23 protein-coding genes are annotated in these 19,300 nt (G+C 67.8%); 2 read left to right on the forward strand and 21 right to left on the reverse strand.

From position 1 onward, the window contains the following. Positions 1-2: 2 nt before the first annotated feature. From rplE to DQP57_RS09230, 7 genes are all read right to left on the reverse strand, one after another. The gene (gene rplE / locus DQP57_RS09200; protein WP_112632679.1) at positions 3-581 is read right to left on the reverse strand and encodes a 50S ribosomal protein L5; all 579 of its coding nucleotides are present in this window, start codon (positions 579-581) and stop codon (positions 3-5) included. After that, on the reverse strand, positions 581-898 hold the full coding sequence (rplX, locus tag DQP57_RS09205) for a 50S ribosomal protein L24 (protein WP_066999320.1): 318 nt from the start codon (positions 896-898) through the stop codon (positions 581-583). Before rplX ends, rplE begins: the two co-directional genes overlap by 1 nt. Continuing rightward, entirely contained in the window at positions 899-1,267 is a 369-nt protein-coding gene (gene rplN / locus DQP57_RS09210) for a 50S ribosomal protein L14 (protein ID WP_003403649.1), read from the reverse strand. Positions 1,268-1,497: 230 nt separating this feature from the next. Then, positions 1,498-2,958 carry an HNH endonuclease signature motif containing protein gene (locus DQP57_RS09215; RefSeq protein ID WP_112632680.1) on the reverse strand — a complete coding sequence of 487 codons (1,461 nt, stop codon included), beginning with the start codon at positions 2,956-2,958 and terminating at the stop codon, positions 1,498-1,500. A gap of 36 nt (positions 2,959-2,994) precedes the next feature. Beyond that, positions 2,995-3,897: a DUF4436 domain-containing protein gene (locus DQP57_RS09220; RefSeq protein WP_112632681.1), complete on the reverse strand. Its 903-nt coding sequence runs from the start codon at positions 3,895-3,897 to the stop codon at positions 2,995-2,997. Positions 3,898-4,150: 253 nt separating this feature from the next. Further along, positions 4,151-5,041, reverse strand: coding sequence for a formylglycine-generating enzyme family protein (locus DQP57_RS09225; protein WP_112632682.1), 891 nt, complete (start codon positions 5,039-5,041; stop codon positions 4,151-4,153). 27 nt (positions 5,042-5,068) lie between these two features. Next, positions 5,069-6,013 (reverse strand): DUF4436 domain-containing protein, encoded by a 945-nt coding sequence (locus DQP57_RS09230; protein WP_112632683.1) that lies wholly within the window; start codon positions 6,011-6,013, stop codon positions 5,069-5,071. A 257-nt stretch (positions 6,014-6,270) separates the two neighbouring features. Here DQP57_RS09230 and pstS point away from each other — a divergent pair, with 257 nt between their 5' ends. Continuing rightward, on the forward strand, positions 6,271-7,404 hold the full coding sequence (gene pstS, locus DQP57_RS09235; RefSeq protein WP_112632684.1) for a phosphate ABC transporter substrate-binding protein PstS: 1,134 nt from the start codon (positions 6,271-6,273) through the stop codon (positions 7,402-7,404). A 6-nt stretch (positions 7,405-7,410) separates the two neighbouring features. On the opposite strand, the gene DQP57_RS09240 is transcribed toward pstS, so the two are convergent. The 14 genes from DQP57_RS09240 to DQP57_RS09310 form a co-directional block, all read right to left on the reverse strand. Further along, a complete protein-coding gene (locus DQP57_RS09240; protein WP_112632710.1) occupies positions 7,411-8,337 on the reverse strand; it encodes a DUF4436 domain-containing protein in 927 nt (308 codons plus the stop codon). An 11-nt stretch (positions 8,338-8,348) separates the two neighbouring features. Next, positions 8,349-10,700: an arylsulfatase gene (locus DQP57_RS09245; RefSeq protein WP_112632685.1), complete on the reverse strand. Its 2,352-nt coding sequence runs from the start codon at positions 10,698-10,700 to the stop codon at positions 8,349-8,351. Between the two features lie 83 nt (positions 10,701-10,783). Next, positions 10,784-11,131 (reverse strand): 30S ribosomal protein S17, encoded by a 348-nt coding sequence (rpsQ, locus tag DQP57_RS09250; protein WP_112632686.1) that lies wholly within the window; start codon positions 11,129-11,131, stop codon positions 10,784-10,786. Next, positions 11,131-11,364 (reverse strand): 50S ribosomal protein L29, encoded by a 234-nt coding sequence (gene rpmC, locus DQP57_RS09255; RefSeq protein ID WP_055401869.1) that lies wholly within the window; start codon positions 11,362-11,364, stop codon positions 11,131-11,133. Before rpmC ends, rpsQ begins: the two co-directional genes overlap by 1 nt. Continuing rightward, a complete protein-coding gene (rplP, locus tag DQP57_RS09260) occupies positions 11,364-11,780 on the reverse strand; it encodes a 50S ribosomal protein L16 (RefSeq protein ID WP_007773582.1) in 417 nt (138 codons plus the stop codon). Before rplP ends, rpmC begins: the two co-directional genes overlap by 1 nt. A 3-nt stretch (positions 11,781-11,783) precedes the next feature. After that, positions 11,784-12,623 (reverse strand): 30S ribosomal protein S3, encoded by an 840-nt coding sequence (gene rpsC / locus DQP57_RS09265; RefSeq protein WP_112632687.1) that lies wholly within the window; start codon positions 12,621-12,623, stop codon positions 11,784-11,786. Continuing rightward, positions 12,623-13,189 (reverse strand): 50S ribosomal protein L22, encoded by a 567-nt coding sequence (gene rplV / locus DQP57_RS09270; protein WP_112632688.1) that lies wholly within the window; start codon positions 13,187-13,189, stop codon positions 12,623-12,625. Before rplV ends, rpsC begins: the two co-directional genes overlap by 1 nt. Continuing rightward, positions 13,186-13,467: a 30S ribosomal protein S19 gene (rpsS, locus tag DQP57_RS09275; RefSeq protein ID WP_007773585.1), complete on the reverse strand. Its 282-nt coding sequence runs from the start codon at positions 13,465-13,467 to the stop codon at positions 13,186-13,188. Before rpsS ends, rplV begins: the two co-directional genes overlap by 4 nt. Before the next feature lie 17 nt (positions 13,468-13,484). After that, a complete protein-coding gene (gene rplB / locus DQP57_RS09280; RefSeq protein ID WP_007773586.1) occupies positions 13,485-14,327 on the reverse strand; it encodes a 50S ribosomal protein L2 in 843 nt (280 codons plus the stop codon). Between the two features lie 28 nt (positions 14,328-14,355). Further along, a complete protein-coding gene (gene rplW / locus DQP57_RS09285) occupies positions 14,356-14,658 on the reverse strand; it encodes a 50S ribosomal protein L23 (RefSeq protein WP_007773589.1) in 303 nt (100 codons plus the stop codon). Continuing rightward, on the reverse strand, positions 14,659-15,324 hold the full coding sequence (gene rplD, locus DQP57_RS09290) for a 50S ribosomal protein L4 (RefSeq protein WP_112632689.1): 666 nt from the start codon (positions 15,322-15,324) through the stop codon (positions 14,659-14,661). After that, positions 15,324-15,977, reverse strand: a complete 654-nt coding sequence (gene rplC, locus DQP57_RS09295) for a 50S ribosomal protein L3 (protein ID WP_066869357.1) — start codon at positions 15,975-15,977, stop codon at positions 15,324-15,326. Before rplC ends, rplD begins: the two co-directional genes overlap by 1 nt. A 13-nt stretch (positions 15,978-15,990) precedes the next feature. Further along, entirely contained in the window at positions 15,991-16,296 is a 306-nt protein-coding gene (rpsJ, locus tag DQP57_RS09300) for a 30S ribosomal protein S10 (RefSeq protein ID WP_003873519.1), read from the reverse strand. 417 nt (positions 16,297-16,713) lie between these two features. Further along, the gene (locus DQP57_RS09310) at positions 16,714-17,313 is read right to left on the reverse strand and encodes a TetR/AcrR family transcriptional regulator (RefSeq protein WP_205869080.1); all 600 of its coding nucleotides are present in this window, start codon (positions 17,311-17,313) and stop codon (positions 16,714-16,716) included. 140 nt (positions 17,314-17,453) lie between these two features. Here DQP57_RS09310 and DQP57_RS09315 point away from each other — a divergent pair, with 140 nt between their 5' ends. After that, a complete protein-coding gene (locus DQP57_RS09315) occupies positions 17,454-19,043 on the forward strand; it encodes an MFS transporter (protein ID WP_112632691.1) in 1,590 nt (529 codons plus the stop codon). The last annotated feature ends 257 nt before the right edge of the window (positions 19,044-19,300 follow it).

Here is a 19,300-nt window from a genome sequence, read left to right on the forward strand (position 1 = left end):
GCTCAATTTCCCCTTTGAGGTTCTTCCTTGAACGGAAAGCCGAGGGCCCGCAACAGCGCTCGTCCTTCGTCGTCGGTCGTCGCCGAGGTGACGACGTTGATGTCCATGCCGCGGACCCGGTCGATCTTGTCCACGTCGATCTCGTGGAACACCGACTGCTCGGCGAGCCCGAAGGTGTAGTTGCCGACACCGTCGAACTGCTTGGGCGACAGCCCACGGAAGTCGCGGATACGGGGCAGCGCGATCGAGGTGAGGCGGTCCAGGAACTCCCACATCCGGTCGCCGCGCAGGGTGACCCGCGCACCGATCGGCATGCCCTCACGCAGCTTGAACTGCGCGATGGACTTGCGCGCGCGACGAATCTCGGGGCGCTGCCCGGTGATCAGGCTCAGGTCGCTGACCGCGCCGTTGATCAGCTTCGCGTCGCGCGCCGCATCGCCGACGCCCATGTTGACGACGACCTTGGTCACCGTCGGGATCTGCATGACGTTGCCGTAGCCGAACTGCTGCTGCAGCGAATCGCGAATCTCGCTGCGGTAGCGCTCTTTCAGGCGCGGCTGAACCTTTTCTGCAGTACTCATCAGATGTCCTTGCCGTTGCGCTTGGAGATACGAACCCGCTTGCCGGTCTCCTCGTCGACCCGGTAACCGACGCGGGCGGGCTTACCGTCCGAGTCGACGACCATCACGTTGGAGACGTGGATGGGGGCTTCCTGCGTGACGATGCCGCCCGACTGCGCTCCGCGCTGGTTGGTCGAAATCGCGGTGTGCTTCTTGATCCGGTTGACGCCCTCGACCAGCACTCGGTCGCGTTCCGGGTAAGCCTGCAGCACCTTGCCTTTGGCGCCCTTGTCCTTGCCGGCGATGACCAGGACGGTGTCGCCTTTGCGGACCTTCATTTACAAAACCTCCGGGGCAAGCGAGATGATCTTCATGAACCGCTTCTCGCGCAGCTCGCGGCCCACCGGCCCGAAGATGCGCGTCCCGCGCGGGTCGTTGTCGGGCTTGATGATCACCGCGGCGTTCTCGTCGAACTTGATGTAGCTGCCGTCGGGACGGCGGCGCTCCTTGACCGTGCGCACCACGACGGCCTTGACGACGTCTCCGCGCTTGACGTTGCCGCCGGGGATGGCGTCCTTGACGGTGGCGACGATGACATCACCGATGCCGGCGTAGCGTCGCGACGAGCCGCCGAGCACACGGATGCACAAGATCTCCTTGGCGCCGGTGTTGTCGGCGACCTTCAGTCGCGATTCCTGCTGAATCACTCGATCTCCTGACCTGGTTGCGTGTGCACGGCAGGAGAACCCACCTGGGCGGGCATTCGGCGGGCATGACCCACCAAAAAACCTGACGTGCGCGGTCTTTGTCACCGAAGGGCACGCGGGGCCGATTCGCACCGGCCGAGGTCTGCCCAAGGCAACCCCTAGAGTCTAGGGGACGACCAGCTCAGAGCCAAATTCTGCGCCAAGGCGGTCGAGATGGGTCGATTCTGCACCTAAAAGGGTGGCGGGTCCTCGTCGAACCCGTGGGTGGTGGGCCAGGCGTGGCCGGCCGGCGGGGTGGTCCGGGCCAGGCGGGCGTCGCGGTTGTGCCGCCGTTCGGCGGCGACGCGATGGGCGCGGTCTTGGGCCCGGGTGCGGCAACGTCTGGGCATCATGGCGGCGCGTTCGGTGCAGTAGTCGGGCGGCGGTGCCGCCGTCACTCGAACGTCACCGGTGGGGGCGCACAGCTGGGGAAACAGCAGCGCGCTGCCCGGGGTGGTGACGTAGGTGTGCCCGCCGGGCAGCGTCCAGATGACCGTGCCGTCGGGCAGTTGGCGGTCGCGCCAGCCCCAAAACGTCTTCATCAAATGGTGGCCGCGGCACAGCGCCTTGAGGTTGGAGGCGTGCGTCGCGCCGCCGTCGGCGTACGGGACCGTATGGTCGAGATCGCACTCGCCGGCCGGCCGGTCGCAGCCCGGGGCCCGACACGTCAGATCCCGGCAGCGCACGAAATCGGCCAGCGCGGCCGAGGGGGTGTAACGGGTTTCGGCGCCGCTCGGGGCGATCAGCGGCATCAGCCGCGCCGAGGTGGCCAGCTGCGCGATTACTTCGGCCGGGATGAGCCCTTCCACCCCCGGCACCACCGCCGGCGTCGGCGCCGTGCCCTCGAGGCTGGCCTGCTCGGCGATCACGTGGATCACCACGTTGCTCTTGACCCCGTTCGGCGCAGCCGCCGCGCAGTCGGCACTCCCGCAACCACACATCAAACGCGAAGCGCCGGCGGCCAACGCCCCCAACGCATCCGCGCGCCGCTGCGTGACCGTGCGCGGATCCGCCTCACACACCGTGGCGGCCAGCGCATCGAGGCGCCGATCCAGGGCCAGCCCGTCGGTGGCCAGGACGCTGCCGGTCACATATGCCATCCCCGACTCGTTGGACAGCACATCCACGTAGCGATCGCGCAGTGCGTCCTTGGCCCGGCGCACCGCGTCGGCATCGACCACGGCGACCAGCCGGTCCACCGCGGCGCCCAGCGCTCCCCGGGTCAGCGACGGCCGCCGCGACACCAGTGCGGCAACCTGCGCGTCGACGCGGGCCAGCACCTCCTCATCGGTGATCAAGTCGGTGCGAAACACGACCGTCTGAAACGCCCGGTAATCGATGTGCCCGGCCCGAAAGACCGCACCGACCCGCGGCAACCGATCCCGCATCGCCATCGCATACCGCACATAGCTATGGCCCATCGCCACGCTGCACCCCAACGCCGCACCCACCTGCGCGGCCACCGCCTCCCACGCGTCCGCCGCCCAATCCGCGCGCTCCCCCGACTCGCGGCAGCGCAACACCAGCAGCTCACCGACGGCCACCAACCGCTCCGCGGCCGCCCGCGCCTCCGCGCACCCCGCCTCGCGCACCCGAGCCAGCAGCGCCGCCGACTCCGGCGTCTCCCGCGAGGCATACCACCACTCGAACATACGTTCGATTATGCCATCGGGCCCCGACACGTATGGTCAGTCGCCCTGCCGGATCCACGCGACGATGTACAGCGTCATGGCCGTGACCAGCGCGATGAGCACCCACTGCACGATCGCCTGGTCGGTCCACGACCCGGGCGGCGGCGCCCCGGGCAGGATGTTGCGCAGCGGGACGATGGCGAACAGGTTCGCGGCGTACCAGGTGGCGAACGGCGGCAGGAACTTCCTTCTCCCCAGCGCCATCGGAATGGCGACCAGCAGGGCCAGGGTGGGCAGGCTGACCAACACCAGGCAGATGCCCAGGTCGAAGATCAGCGGCCCCTTGGCCCGTTTCAGGGTGATCACCACGTTGCCGCTGTCGGTCGCGCGCGAGGTGGGCAGCGCGCTGGGGTCGTGCATGCGGTTGACGCTCACCTGCCAGCCGTCCAGCGCGCCGGTCACCTCGACGCGGGCGGGGACCTTCCTGCGGCCCTCGCCGGTGCCCACGAACGCGTCGGCGGCGATCGGCTCGGTCTGGTAGGAGTCGAACGGCCAGTTTCCGGGATCGCCGTGCGCCTCGATCGTGGTGCTCAGTTGGTCCGGCGCTTTGCCCTTGGGGTATTGCAGATCCCCCAGATCGCTTGTGGGATAAAGACGCACCGCGACGTCGTTGGCCAGTACGTCAAAGCGGTTGTCGTACTGGGCAACTCCGGGATAGGCGAGCACCTCGACGGACAGGCGGTTGGCCACCGGCTTCAGCTCTTCGAGGCGCAGCTGCACGATCGTGGCGTCCCCGCCGCCCTGGCTCAGGTCCAGTGGCGGCAGCGGCCCCTCGGATCGCTGCAAAAAATGCACGCCGAAAAGCGACAGGACATAGACGATGATGACGCCCGCGAGAATGCACACACCGATCGCGATCCGCGGCGCCTCGCGCTTCTTCGTGGGGGCCTCGGTGGTCATTGCCGGCCGCCGCGAGCAACACGACGGCGGACACCCCACGAGGCTTGCTGGCGCCGCGGCGACGCCGCGGGCGGCGTCCGGTCGGACATGGGCGACACGCCGTCAGATGCTAGCGGAATGATGCGGGCAACCGCGCGGCGAAAGCGCCTGTCCAGAAACGCATCAGGCGCCTGTCACCCCACGGCCACGCACCGTTCATTTCGCCCGTTGAGTGGGCCAGGCCGCGACCGGCCAACCAAGAGTTGCCGATTTGCTAACTAGGCGACGAGTCGGCCACGCAGCGAAACCCGATGTGCGTCGTCGCGGAGTCCTGCGATTGCGGTGACCGGGCGGCCGGACGGTACCGGTGGCAGTACTCCGGTGCGCACAGGTGGCTGCCGCCCTTCAGCGTCTGGTTGACGGACGGATCGGCGGGCCCCGACGGGGTGCAGCAGGACTTGGGCGGCAGGTCGAGCCGGTGATGCGCGGAGTATTCGGTGGCCGTCCACTCCCACACGTTGCCGATCATGTCGACGAGACCAAAAGCGTTGGGGGCGAAGGCCCCTACCGGTGACGTCCCCACCCAGCCGAGCGCCCCGTCGTTGCGGTACGGGAAGCTGCCCTGCCAGGTGTTGGCCATCAGCCGGCCCCCGCTGGTGGCCTCCTCACCCCACGAGTAGGTGGTCGCCGACCCGGCCCGGGCCGCGTACTCCCATTCGGCCTCGGTCGGCAGGCGCCGGCCGGCCCAGCGCGCATAGGCCGTCGCGTCCGGATACGCCACCTGCACCACCGGGTGATCGCCGCGGTCCGCGACATCGCTGTCGGGGCCGAACGGGTGACGCCAACTCGCCCCCGGCACCCACTGCCACCACTGCCGCCAGTCGCGCAGGTCGACCGGGCCAGCGGTGGGACGGAAAACCATTGCGCCCGGGACTAACTCGCCGGGGTCCGCTCCCGGATACAGCGCCGGGTCGATCGGCTGCTCGGCCACCGTCACATACCCGGTGGCGGCGACGAATTCGGCGAACTGCGCGTTGGTCACCGGGTGCCGTTCCACCGCGACGGGAGCCACCGTCACGGTGTGGATTGGCGCCTCTTCGGGGTAGAAGTTGGTCGATCCCATGCGGAATGACCCGCCCGGGAGGTCGACCAGCTCGGTGAGCACCCCGCCAGGCTACGCCGGCGAGGCGCGTCAGTCGGATTGCCGGTACCAGGTGAGCATGTAGAGGGCCATCGCCGCGACCAGCGCGATCAACACCCAGATCACCAGGACTTGGTCGATCCACGCTCCCGGCGGGGGCGCCCCCGGCAAGAAGTTGCGGATAGGTATGACGGCGAACAACATGGCGGCAAACCACGTGACGAACGGGGGCACGAATTTCCTTCTGCCCAAGGCGATCTGGATGACCACGGCGAACGCCAACGCGGGCAGCGCGAACAGGACCAGGCAGATGCCGAGGTCGAAGATCAGCGGCCCCTTGGCCCGATGCAGCGTGATGACGACGTTGTCGGCGCGATCGGAGTCCTGGCTGGCCTCGCCGACGCGCTGGACGATGACGTCCCAGCCGTCCAAGCCGCCGGTGACCTCCACCCGAGCGGGAATGTAGCGGCGCGCATCGCCCTGGCCGACAAGCACATCGGCGGACAGGGCGTCGGTGCGGTAGGAATCGAACGGCCAGTTGTTCGGGTCGCCGCGCGCCTCGATGGTGGTCGCCACCTGCGCCGGTGACTTGCCGGCCGGATACTGCAGGTCGCCGAGGTCGTTCGGGGGATCCATGCGCACCGCGGTGTCGGTCTTGAGCACCTCGAGGCGCTTGTCGAACATCGACTCCTCGGGGATCACCAGGACCTTCACCGTCAGTCGGTTCGCGGTGGTGTCCAGCTTTTCGAGGCGCACCAGCACGACGGTGTCATTGGTGGCGTTGAGGTCCGGGGGCTTGAGCGGGCCCCCCGATTTCGCGAGCAGGTGCACCCCGAACAGCGACAGCACGTAGACGGCGAGGAAGCCCGCGACGGCCGCCACGGCGACGATCCTGCGCCGCTTCCGCCGATCGGGCGCGGACGCCGGCGGGGGCGCCGCGGGTGGTTGCTCCGAGGGCGCCGGAGGCGGTGGCGAGGGCGGTGCGTGGTGGGTCATCGGTCAACACCTCCGTGGCGAATTCGGACACTCGAGGACGGATGCTAGCGAACTCGCGCTCGGCGCGGGGGAAGTTAGAAAATTCGTCACGTTTAGGTAATTTCCCCAAGCATCCGCGGCGGCGCGCACAGCTCAGCGAAACGGATGCGGGGGCCTCGGTGCTCGTCGCGGCCCGCACCGCGCCCACTAGCGGTACGCGGCCGGCCGGCGCACCAGTTCATCCGGAGTTTGTTTGCCTGTTAAGCCGGTGGCGGTAAATGTCGGGTGTGAAGCGCAAGCGTTGGGCACCGGCCACCGGTGTTCTGGTGGCCGCCACCGTGGTCGCGGCATGCAGCAACTCCCCCGCAAGCCTGCCGTCTACCGCCGGGGCCAAGGTCGACTGCGGCGGCAAGCAGGCCCTGGCGGCCAGCGGCTCGACCGCCCAAGCCAACGCGATGACCCGGTTCGTCGATGCCTATCGCCAGGCCTGCTCCGGGCAGACCCTGAACTACACCGCCAACGGATCGGGCAATGGGATCTCCGACTTCCTTTCCGGCAGAACGGATTTCGCTGGATCGGACACCCCGCTGTCGGGTGACCAGTACGCCGCCGCCAGACAGCGGTGCGGCGGTGCCGACGCCTGGAACCTGCCGGTGGTGTTCGGCCCGCTGGCCATCACCTACAACCTCGCCGCCGTCGACTCGCTGGTGCTCGACGCGCCCACGCTGGCCAAGATATTCAACGGCACCATCACGCGCTGGGACGACCCCGCCCTGACCTTGCTCAACGCCTCCATGCCGGCCGAGGACATCCACGTCATCTACCGCAGCGACGGTTCGGGCACCACCGACAACTTCCAGGCCTACCTGCAGTCCGCGTCCGGCGGGGTCTGGGCCAAGGGCGCGGGCAAGGCCTTCAACGGCGGCGTCGGCTCCGGCGCCGTCGGCAACACCGGCATCGCGGCCGCCGTGAAGAGCACCGAGGGGGCGATCGGCTACAACGAACTGTCGTTCGCGCTCCAGCAGGGGCTGTTCGCGGCCGAGATCAAGACGCCGGCCAGCCGCAGGTCGTTGCGCCCCGTCCGGATCGGCACCGACACCGTCGGCAAAACCATCAAGGGCGCCAAGATCACCGGCGCCGGCAACGATCTGGTGCTCGACCTGTCGTCGTTCTACAACCCCGCCCAGCCCGACGTCTACCCGATCGTGTTGGCGACCTACGAGATCGTCTGCTCCAAGTACCCCACCTTCGATGTGGCCAAGGCGGTCAAGGCTTTTCTGCAGGCGGCCATCGGACCCGGCCAGACCGAACTGGCCAAGAGCGGCTACATCCCGCTCTCGCCCGATTTCCAGGCGAGGGTGTCCGGCGCGGTCGACGCGATCACCTCGGTGGACGCACCCAGGCCCGAATGAGCGAAACTAGGTCCGGGTGGGCGTTTTTCGATCGCGCTGTCGCCACCAGCCGACCAGGAACAGCGTCAGCGCGGTGACCAGCCCGATCAATACCCACAGCACGATCGCCTGGTCCACCCACGAACCGTAGGGCGGGCTGCCGGGCAGGATGTTGCGCAGCGGGACGATCGCGAAAAGCATTGCGCCGTACCACGTGGTGAGCGGCGGCAGGAACGACGTCCGGCCCAGCGCCACCGGGATGGCGACCCACAACGCCAACACGGGCAACGAGATCAGGACCAGGCAGATCCCTACATCGAAGATCAGCTGCCCCTTGGCCCGGTGCAGCGTGATGACCACGTCATCCTTGAGATCCGGGTTGTTGTCTTCGGCGTCGTGGACGCGGGTGACGGTGGCATCCCACCCGTCCAACCCCCCGGTCGCTTCGACGCGCGCGGCGGTCTTCTCCTTGTTCGCGCCCGACCCGGTGAACACGTCGGCCGAGATGACCCCGGTCCGGTACGAGTCGAACGGCCAGTTCGCGGGATCGCCGTGCGCCTCGATGGTGGTGGTCACCTGCGCGGGCGCCTTGCCGACCGGGTACTGCAGGTCGCCGAGGTCGTTGTCGGGATACAGCCGCACCGCCGCGTCGGTCGTCAGCACCCCGAAGTTCTTGTCGTACAACGTGTCTTTGGGGTAGACCAGCACATTGACCGTCAGCCGGTTCGCGACGGTGTCCAGCTTCTCCAGCCGCACCTGCACGACGCTGTCCTCGGCCTCGACCTTGCTCAGGTCCACCGCGGGCAGCGCGGGCGCCGATTTGGCCAGCAGGTGCACGGCGATCAGCGAGAGCACATAGATGACGACGAGGGAGGCGACGATCCCGAACGCAATGGCGATTTGCCGTCCTCGGGCACCGGCCGGTGCCTGCGGCCCCGTCGGCCCGGCGGTCATCGGGGTACCCATCAGTCCCGCGAAAACGCAAGTGCGATTTCGGCTTCCACGTCCACGTAGGGCCGCCCCGACAGGTCGACGGTGACCTGGGTGATGGTGCCGCCGGTGAAGGTGAACGGCGCCTTGTAACGGCTGGACACTCCCGACCCGCCGTTGCGCCCGACCGTAATGCCGGCGCCCGCCAGCCCGAAGGTGCCCGGATGGGTGGTCACCCCGGGCAGCGTGCCGACGACATTGTCGTCGATGAACAAGGTGACATCGCCCAGCGGCGTATGACTGTTCTCGACCGTCCCGGTGCGTGAATAGCTGGCCCCGAACAGATGTCGGCCCAGCGGCACGGCGTCCGACGACGACACCTCCTGGTGGCGCTCGCCGAGGAAGTTGTACACGTAGTGCAGCCGGCCGTCCTGGATGAACAGCACGTGCCCGCCATGCGCGCCGCCCTGCTTGAACAGCACGCCCTCGGCGCCGGTGGTGTCGACGGTCACCTCGGCGAGCACCGAGAACGACCGCCCGCGGATTTCGGCGGCGGCACCGATGCCCACGTCGGCGCAGTCGGGATAGTAGATGTAGCTGTTGCGGTCGCTGACCAGGTACGGCCGCGAGCGCCCCAGCGTCTCGAGAATATTCAGATCCGCCAGCGGCAGCCCGTTGTATTTGTCCGCCTCCGAGAACCACAGCGCCTTGAGTTCTTCGAGTTTGTCCGGGTTTTCGGCGGCCAGATCGTGGCACTGGCTGCGGTCGGCCTCGATGTGGAACAGTTCCCAGCGGTCGGCGTCGAAATGCGACCAGCCCGCCGGCGTCGCCGCATGTATGGTGTTGGCGAACCAGCCCCGGTGCCAGATCCCGCGGGTGCCCAGCATGGTGTAGAACTGGGTGCTTTTGCCCGTGTCGGCGCCCGGATCGGCAAGGGCCGCCTTGAAACTCACGCCGTCCAGCGGTTTCTGGGCGATGCCCTTGACGGTCTGCGGCGGCGCCATGCCCAGCAGGTCGTAGACGGTCGGGGTGATGTCGCAGACGTTGACGTAGTTGTCGCGGACCTCTCCGTGCGCGGCAATTCCGTTGGGCCACGAGATGATTGCCGTGTCGGCGATGCCGCCCTCATGGGAGGCGTACCGCTTGTAGAGCTTGTAGGGGGTGTTGAAGGCCATCGCCCAGCCGATCGGGTAATGGTTGTAGGTCTCGGGGCCGCCGAGGTGGTCGAACAGCTTCATGCTCTCTTCGACCGTGTCGATGTAGCCGTTGAAGAACTTGCCCTCGTTGACCGACCCGTTCGGGCCACCTTCGCCGCTGGCGCCGTTGTCGGAGATGACCACGATGATGGTGTTGTCCAGCTGGCCCGAATCCTCGAGATAGTCCAGGATGCGGCCGATCTGGGCGTCGGTGTAGCTGAGGAACCCGGCGAACACCTCGGCCATCCGGGCGAACAGCTTCTTCTCTTCGTCATTCAGCGATTCCCAGGGCCGCACCGTGTCCTGCAGCGGCCACGGCTCACCGCCCGGCCCCTTCACGTCCAGATACGGGTTGACCGGTGACAGTTCGGTGTCTTGCGGCACGATTCCGAGCGCCTTCTGCCGCTCCAGCACGACCTCGCGGTAGCGCTCGTAGCCCATGTCGAAGCGGCCGGCGTAACGGTCCGCCCATTCTTTGAAGACGTGGTGCGGCGCATGCCCGGCGCCGGGGCACACGTAGGAGAACCAAGGCTTCTCGGGCGCAATCACTTTGGCGTCGCGGATGAATTCGATGGTCTTGTCGGCCAGGTCCTTGGAGAGGTGGTAGCCGTCCTCCGGGGTGCCCGGGGGGCTCACCGGGTGGTTGTCGTACACCAGGTCGGGATACCACTGGTCGGTTTCACCGCCGAGGAATCCGTAGAACCGTTCGAAGCCACGCGACGTCGGCCAGTGCCGCTTGGTCGCGGCGAGATTGGATTCCTCGAGCGGCGTCAGGTGCCACTTGCCCACGCAGTACGTGTTGTAGCCCTGCTCCGCGAGCGCCTCGGAGAGCAGCCCCGTCTCAAAGGGTATGCGGCCGTTGGCGTTGGGGAAGCCCTCGGTGAACTCCTCGATGGTGGCCATGCCGACGGTGGTGGCATTGCGCCCGGTGAGCAGCGACGCCCGGGTCGGCGAGCACAGCGCGGTGGTGTGGAACTGCGAGAGCCGGACGCCGCGCTCGGCGATGCGTGACATGGCCGGCATCTCCACCAGGCCGCCGAAGCAGTCCCAGGTCGCGATGCCCGTGTCGTCCCACACCAGGTACAGCACGTTGGGCGCGTCGGCCGGCGCCGTCGGAGCGGCGTAGGGCCCCCAGTCCGGTTCGGAATCCCGGATGTCGAGCTCGATCTTGCCGCTGAAGTCACCAGACATGCGCCGAGCGTAACGCCACTGCGAAAATTCCGGCGTTCTTTCGCAGTGAGGTTACGCTCGGCGAACGCGAATACGCCGGCGGGTTACTTAGCCTTTTCCAGAATTTCGACGAGACGCCAGCGCTTGGTCGCCGACGTCGGGCGCGTCTCCATCAACGAGACGCGGTCACCGATTCCGGCCGTGCTGTTCTCGTCGTGCGCCTTGACCTTCGTGGTGGTCCGGATGATCTTGCCGTACAGCGGGTGACGCACGCGGTCCTCGAGCTCGACCACGATGGTCTTCTGCATCTTGTCGCTCACCACGTAGCCGATGCGCACCTTGCGCCGTCCCCGCACCTTCGGGTTGGCCGGAGTGTGCTTGGGGCCCTTGTCCTTCGACGCGGCCTCGATTGCGGCGGCCTTCTTGGGGGCAGCCTTCTTGGCTTCTGCCATCACGATTCCTTACCGTCGGGCCCGGATGCCAGGCCCAGTTCTCGTTCGCGCAGCACGGTGTAGACGCGCGCGATCTCCTGACGCACCGTGCGGAGCCGGCGGTTGTTGGTGAGCTGTCCGGTCGCCATCTGGAAACGCAGATTGAACAGCTCTTCCTTGGATTCGCGCAACCGCTCGGTCAGCTCCTCTTCGGTGAGCTCACGCAGTTCGCCAGGCGAAATTCCCACTGCCATCAGAACTGATCCTCTCGAGTCACGATGCGGGCCTTGATCGGCAACTTGTGGATCGCGCGGGTCAGCGCCGCCCGGGCGGTCTGCTCGTTGGGGTAGCTGAGTTCGAACAGCACCCGGCCCGGCTTGACGTTGACGACCCACCACTCCGGCGAACCCTTACCCGAACCCATGCGGGTTTCGGCGGGCTTCTTGGTCAGCGGCCGGTCCGGGAAGACGTTGATCCACACCTTGCCGCCACGCTTGATGTGCCGGTTGATGGCGATACGAGCGGACTCGATCTGCCGGTTGGTGACGTAGGCGTGCTCGAGGGCCTGGATGCCGTAGTCACCGAAGTTCACCGCGGTGCCGCCACTGGCGATGCCGCGCTGGCGGGGGTGGTGCTGCTTGCGGTGTTTAACCCTGCGGGGAATCAACATGATTCAGCTCTCCGTGCTTTGTGGTTCTGCAGCGGGTGCGGACTGGGCCGCCGCGGCCGCAGTGCCCTCTTCGGCGCTGGCGGCCGCGCGGCCGGCCTCGGTGCTGGTCGCCGTGGTGCCCGAAGCGCCGCTGCGACGCGGACGGGTGCCCGACGGACGCTCGCGGCGCGAACGCTCGGCGCCTGCCGGAGCGGCCGCGGCCAATTCGCGCTTGCCACCGACGATGTCGCCCTTGTAGATCCACACCTTCACGCCGATCCGGCCGAAGGTGGTCTTGGCTTCGTACAGGCCGTAGTCGATGTCGGCGCGCAGCGTGTGCAGCGGCACCCGGCCCTCGCGGTAGAACTCCGAGCGGCTCATCTCGGCGCCGCCGAGACGGCCCGAGCACTGCACCCGGATGCCCTTGACGTTGGGCTGGCGCATCGCCGACTGGATCGCCTTACGCATCGCCCGGCGGAACGCCACGCGGTTGCTCAGCTGCTCGGCGACGCCCTGGGCCACCAGCTGCGCCTGCGACTCCGGGTTGCGCACCTCGAGGATGTTGAGCTGAACCTGCTTGCCGGTCAGCTTCTCCAGGTCGGCACGGATCCGGTCGGCCTCGGTGCCGCGGCGGCCGATGACGATGCCGGGGCGCGCGGTGTGGATGTCGACCCGGACCCGGTCGCGGGTGCGCTCGATCTCCACGTCGGCGATCCCGGCCCGCTCGAGGCCGGTCGAGAGCAGCCGCCGGATGGCGACGTCTTCCTTGACGTAGTCGGCGTACTGCTTGTCGGCGTACCAGCGCGACTTCCAGTCGGTGGTGATGCCCAGCCGGAAACCGTGCGGATTGATCTTCTGGCCCACTAGTCTGAGCCTCCCTTCGCGTCAGAGGTCTCAGACGTCTTGGCTTCGGCTTTCTCGGTGGCTTTCTTGGCGGCCTTCTTCGCGGGCGCTTTGGCGGCCGCCTTCTTGGCGGGTGCCTTGTTGGCCGGTGCTTTCTTGGCGGGGGCCTTCGCGGCGGCCTTGCTGGCCTCGGCGCGACGGGCCCGGGTCGACTTCGCCGACCCCTGGTCCTTGCCCGGCCGGCTTTCCACCACGACGGTGATGTGGCTGGTGCGCTTGCGGATCCGGAACGCACGGCCCTGGGCGCGCGGGCGGATGCGCTTGGCGGTGGGGCCCTCGTCGGCGTAGACGGTGGCGACCACCAGGGTCGCCGGGTCCAGCCCGTTGTTGTTCTGCGCGTTGGCCGCGGCACTGGCGATCACCTTGGCCACCGGCTCACTGGCCGCCTGCGGCGCCCAGCGCAAGATGTCCAGCGCGTCGGCCACCGAGCGGCCGCGCACCAGGTCGATCACCCGGCGCGCCTTTCTCGGCGACACCCGCACGAACCGTGCTTTGGCCACCGCCGATGGGAATTCCGTTGTGGTCATCGCCGTTTGGCCTTCCGGTCGTCCTTGATGTGTCCCTTGAAGGTGCGGGTGGGCGCGAATTCACCAAGCTTGTGGCCGACCATCGCCTCGGTGACGAACACCGGGACGTGCTTGCGTCCGTCGTGGACGGCGAAGGTGTGGCCGATGAAGTCAGGAATGATCGTCGAACGCCGCGACCATGTCTTGATCACCTGTTTGGTGTTCTTCTCGTTCTGCGTGTCCACCTTCTTGAGCAGGTGGCCATCGACGAACGGGCCCTTCTTCAGGCTGCGTGGCATGTGCTACTCCTGACTTCCTAGCGACCGTGCTTCTTGCCGGTGCGCCGGCGTCGGACAATGAGCTTGTTACTGGCCTTGTTCGGGTGACGGGTGCGGCCCTCGGGCTTGCCCCACGGGCTCACCGGGTGGCGACCACCGGAGGTCTTGCCCTCGCCACCACCGTGCGGGTGGTCCACCGGGTTCATGACCACACCACGGACGGAGGGGCGCTTGCCCTTCCACCGCATCCGGCCGGCCTTGCCCCAGTTGATGTTCGCCTGTTCGGCGTTGCCGACCTCGCCGACGGTGGCGCGGCAGCGCACGTCGACGCGGCGGATCTCGCCGCTGGGCATACGCAGCGACGCGTAGGTGCCCTCTTTACCGAGCAACTGGATGCTCGACCCGGCCGACCGCGCCAGCTTGGCACCGCCGCCCGGCCGCAGCTCCACGGCGTGGATGACGGTACCGGCCGGGATGTTGCGCAGCGGCAGGTTGTTGCCCGGCTTGATGTCGGCGTTCGGCCCGCACTCCACCACGTCGCCCTGCGAAAGGCCCTGCGGCGCAATGATGTAGCGCTTCTCGCCGTCCAGGAAGTGCAGCAACGCGATGTTGGCGGTGCGGTTGGGGTCGTACTCGATGTGCGCGACCTTGGCGTTCACGCCGTCTTTGTCGTTGCGGCGGAAGTCGATCACCCGGTAGGCGCGCTTGTGGCCGCCACCCTTGTGGCGGGTGGTGATGCGGCCGTGCGCGTTCCGGCCACCGTGACCGTGCAGCGGGCGCACCAGCGACTTCTCCGGGGTGGAACGAGTGACCTCGGAGAAATCGGACACGCTCGAGCCGCGGCGGCCTGGGCTCGTCGGCTTGTACTTACGAATTGCCATGTCTAATCCGGTCTTCCTCTCGCGGCGGCTACGCCGGTGCCCCGAACAGATCGATCGGCTTGCTACCCGGCGCCAGCGTGACGATGGCCCGCTTGGTGCTCTTGCGCTTGCCGAAGCCGGTCCTGGTGCGCTTGCGCTTACCTTGCCGGTTCGCGGTGTTCACCGATGCGACCTTGACGGAGAAGATCTTCTCGATAGCGATCTTGATCTGCGTCTTGTTCGAATCGGGGTGCACCACAAACGTGTACACGTTGTCGTCGAGCAACGAATAGGACTTCTCCGAGATGACCGGGCCCAGAATGATGTCGCGGGGGTCAGTGATGGTCGCCATCTACGCCGTTACCTCCACATCCTTGTCGGCACCGCCGGTGGCCCCGGCGATATAGGCGCGCAGCGCCTCAACGCTGAACACCACGTCGTCGGAGCGCAGCACGTCATAGGTGTTGAGCTGGTCGGGAGTCAGCAGGTGCACACCGGGCAGGTTGCGCACGCTCTTGGCGCCGGCCTCGTCGCTGCGGCCGATCACGACCAGCACCTGCTTGCGGTCGGTCAGCGTGCCCAGAAACGCCCTGGCGTTCTTGGTCGACGGCGTCTGACCCGACACCAGCTCGGTGATCGCGTGGATGCGGCCGTTGCGCGCCCGGTCGGACAGGGCGCCGCGCAACGCCGCGGCGATCATCTTCTTGGGCGTGCGCTGGCTGTAGTCGCGGGGCTTGGGGCCGTGCACGATGCCACCACCGGTGAACTGCGGGGCGCGCGTCGAACCCTGACGGGCCCTACCGGTTCCCTTCTGCCGGTACGGCTTACGGCCGCCGCCGCTGACGTCGCCGCGGGTCTTGGTCGAGTGCGTGCCCTGACGCGCCGCCGCCCGCTGTGCGGTGACGACCTGGTGCATCAGCGCGATGTTGGCGGGCGCATCGAACAATTCGGCCGGCAACTCCATCGAGCCCTCGACCTTGCCGTCCGGCGTCTTGACGTCAATCTTCAACGATGCCATTACTTCTCACCTCGCTTGACCGCGCTGCGGACCACCACGAGTCCACCGGTGCGGCCGGGGACCGCGCCCTTGATCAACAGCACGCCGTTCTCGGTATCGACCTTGTGCACCAACAGGTTCTGGACGGTCACCCGGTCGCTACCCATCCGGCCCGCCATCCGGGTGCCCTTGAACACCCGGGCGGGGGTGGCGCAGCCGCCGATGGAGCCGGGCCGCCGGTGCACCGCCTGGGCACCGTGGCTGGCGCCCTGACCGCGGAAGCCGTGGCGCTTCATGGTGCCGGCGAAGCCCTTGCCCTTGGAGGTGCCCGTAACGTCGACGTAGGCGCCGTCGGCGAAGATCTCCGCCGTCAGCTCCTGGCCGACTTCGTATTCGGCGGCCGCCTCGGGGTTTTCCAGTCGCAGCTCGGCCAAAAACCGGCGCGGGTTGACGCCAGCGGCGGCGTACTGACCGGTCACCGGCTTGTTGACCTTGCGGGGACTGATCTCGCCGTAGGCCAGCTGCACGGCGCTGTAGCCGTCGCGCTCGGGGGTACGGATCCGGGTCACCACGTTCGGGCCGGCCTTGACGACCGTCACCGGCACGACCCTGTTGTTCTCGTCGAACACCTGCGTCATGCCCAGCTTGGTACCCAGAATGCCTTTTCTTGCCATGAGTCTGGATCTCCTACTGGATGTTGACGTCGACACTGGCCGGAAGGTCGATGCGCATCAGCGCGTCGACGGTCTTCGGCGTCGGGTCGAGGATGTCGATCAGCCGCTTGTGCGTGCGCATCTCGAAGTGCTCCCGCGAGTCCTTGTACTTGTGCGGTGAGCGGATGACGCAATACACGTTCTTCTCAGTCGGCAGCGGCACCGGACCTACAACACTGGCACCCGTGCGGACGACGGTCTCGACGATCTTGCGCGCCGACGCGTCAATAGCCTCATGGTCGTAGGCCTTAAGCCTGATGCGGATCTTCTGTCCCGCCACGCTTCTCCTACCCTCACTCCTGTTGAGGCCCGAAACCCGGGCCTGGTGCCACCGGCGCGCCGATCGGGCCGGCCAACTCTGGGCCGATCGAGCGTTGCGCCGGATATTGCGCCGCTGTTTACCTGTCGTGGTCCACCGGCCCCCGCGGTCGGGCGTGTCACCCTCACGCAGCCTCATCCGCGACCGAAATTCGTCGCTCTCAAAGGATGGGACCGGACGCGCCCGTTTGGACGCTGGTCGTATGCCCGACCAGGCGCAAACCCGGCTCAAGGCAACCTGAACAGTATGCCTGAAGATCGGGCCCGAACAAAATTCGGCCGGGATCCCGGTCCGAATCCGCCGCACCCGCCTGGCAGACGGTAGCACCGTAGCATAAACGCACTGGTCAGAGGCGTTGAGCCGGCGGGACGCCGGGCCTCAGGCCCCCGCCGATTCGATGTTCGCCGCGCCGGATCGGGCGCACTGGACGTGCAGGAAGCCGTCGACGGCCTCCAGCGCGCATTGCCGGTAGTCGAAGTCGGGCAGGGTGGACAGCCGGCCCAGCACCAGCGGCCCGATCAGCAGGGCGATCGCCCGCGACCGGTCCACCTCCCCCAGTTGGGCGGCCTCGGGGCTGTCGAAGATGGCGTCGAAGGGCTCCGCGTACTGCTGGGCGATGCGCTCGCGCAGGGTGGTGATGGCCGCGCTGTCGGCGTTGTGGGCGCGCCGCGGCTCGGGCATGCCTTCCAGGTCGCGACCCAGCGCGAGCCAGGACATGGCGGTCATCATGGTGGGCGCCAGGGCAACGGCCTCGGCCTGGGCCAGCACCACCGCGACAAGCCGGTCGCGCAGCGAACCCTCGGCCGGTGGGGTGGGTGATGCCGGTATCAGGCTGTTGAAAGCCGCTGCCAGTAAATCGTTTCCGCTCGGGAAGTGACGATACAGGGTTGCCCGGGCCACGTTGGCGGTGCGGGTGACCGCGTCGACCGTCACCGCGCTGGGACCCCCGGCGCGCAGCAGCGCGACGGCGGCTTCCAGCAGCCTGGCTCGTGACCGAGCCGGGCGCGGATCGGACGTCCCGGTGGTAATTGCGGCCTCCTGTTTGAAAACAAGACTATCGGTCTATCTACAAGACTATTGGTCTCGAAACTTGGCCCACCCTTAAGGAGGCGCGCCGCATGGTCGAAACCCTCGTCCGGAATGACCAGCGTACTGACGGGATCGCCATCGGCGGTAGCTTCCGGGCCCGAAACTGGACGCTGGCCGTCGCCTGCATGGGTGTCGCCCTGGTCGTGGCGTCGATGACGGCCTTGAACACCGCGCTCGGCGACCTGGCGGTGGCCACGTCGGCCACCGCGTCGCAACTGAACTGGGTCGTCGACGGCTACACCGTGGCGCTGGCCTGCCTGCTGCTGCCGGCCGGCGCGATCGGTGACCGCTACGGCCGGCGCGGCGCGCTGCTGATCGGCCTGCTGGTGTTCTCGATCGGCTCGATGGCACCGGCGCTGCTGCACAACCCGTCCCAGATCATCGCGGGCCGGGCGGTGGCCGGGATCGGCGCCGCGTTCGTCATGCCTGCCACGCTGTCGCTGCTGACGGTGGCCTATCCAAAAGACGAGCGCACCAAGGCCGTTGGCATCTGGGCGGGGACGGCCGGTTCCGGTGGCGTGCTGGGCATGCTCGGTTCTGGCCTGCTGCTTCGCTTTTGGGACTGGCATGCCATCTTCTGGTCCCTGGGCATCGCCGGCCTGGTGATTTTCGCGCTGGCCTGGACCGTGGCATCGTCGCGCGACGCGGGGGCGCCCCGGGTCGACGCGCCGGGCGCGGTCCTGATCGGCGTGGCGGTCGCCGTCGCGGTAGCCGCCATCCTGGAGGCGCCCGGGCGCGGGTGGAGCGACCCACTGGTGTGGGGCGGGTTGGCCGTCGGCGCGGTCATGGCCGCGGCATTCGGCGCCCTTGAGTTGCGCCTGGCGGCCCGCGGCCGGCAACCACTGCTGGATGTCCGCTTGTTCGCCGACCCGAACTTCACCACCGGGGTGACCGCGATCGTCATCCTGTTCGGCGCCACCTTCGGGTTCTTCTACATCGGCATGCAGTACGTGCAGCAGATCATGGGTTACTCCGCGCTGGCGACGGCGACCGCGTTCGGGCCGTTCATGGCGCCGCTGGGCATCTTCTCGGCCCTGTCGTTCTGGTATGTGCCCAAGCTGGGTCTGCGGCTGGTGTTGTTCGTCGGCACCTTGCTGATGGCGGTCGGGTTCGGGTGCATGTACTGGCTGGACCTGCACTCCACCTACCTCGAATTCGCCTGGCCCACCCTCATTCTCGCGACCGGTATCGGAATCTGCACGGCACCGACGACCTCGGCGATCATGGGTGCGGTTCCCGACGAGAAGCAGGGCGTCGCCTCCGCGGTCAACGACACGTCCCGCGAGATGGGCGGCGCGCTGGGCATCGCGGTGGCCGGTTCCATCCTGGCCGGTCGCTACTCGCACGAGCTCGCACCGCGGCTGTCGGGGTTTCCCGCACCGGTCCGGGGTCAGGCCACCGACTCGCTGGCCAAGGCGGTCGAGATCGCCGGGCGGCTCGGACCGCAGGGCCGGCAGCTGGCCGACATCAGCAAGTCCGCGTTCCTGGCGGCCCTGCACGCCTCCACCATCACGATGGCCGCGATCGTCGCCGTCGCCGCGCTGGCGATCGGGGTGTGGGCTCCCGGCCGCGACGGCCGTCAGCTGCGGCCGGTGCGGCGATTGCTGTCACGTCACTGAGCCCCCTTTCGGGCACGGCCAATGCCGTTGTCCGACAGCGGTTTCAACGTGCGTGGCGGCGCCCCGAAAGCCTTGCAACGGCCCGCCGATTCTGGTATCAGGGATGTATATCGACAGATACAAGTCATCTCTGTACTCCCGAGGTGGATGTGGTGTTGATGGGCGTTACCAGCGGGGTCGAGCCGGCATGTGCGGCGATCCGTGAGGCGGCGGCGATCGTGGAGGCCGAATGGATGCGCCTGCGGCGACCGAGCGTG

It is taken from the genome of Mycobacterium colombiense, assembly GCF_003284935.1.
Taxonomy (GTDB): Bacteria; Actinomycetota; Actinomycetes; order Mycobacteriales; family Mycobacteriaceae; genus Mycobacterium; species Mycobacterium arosiense_A.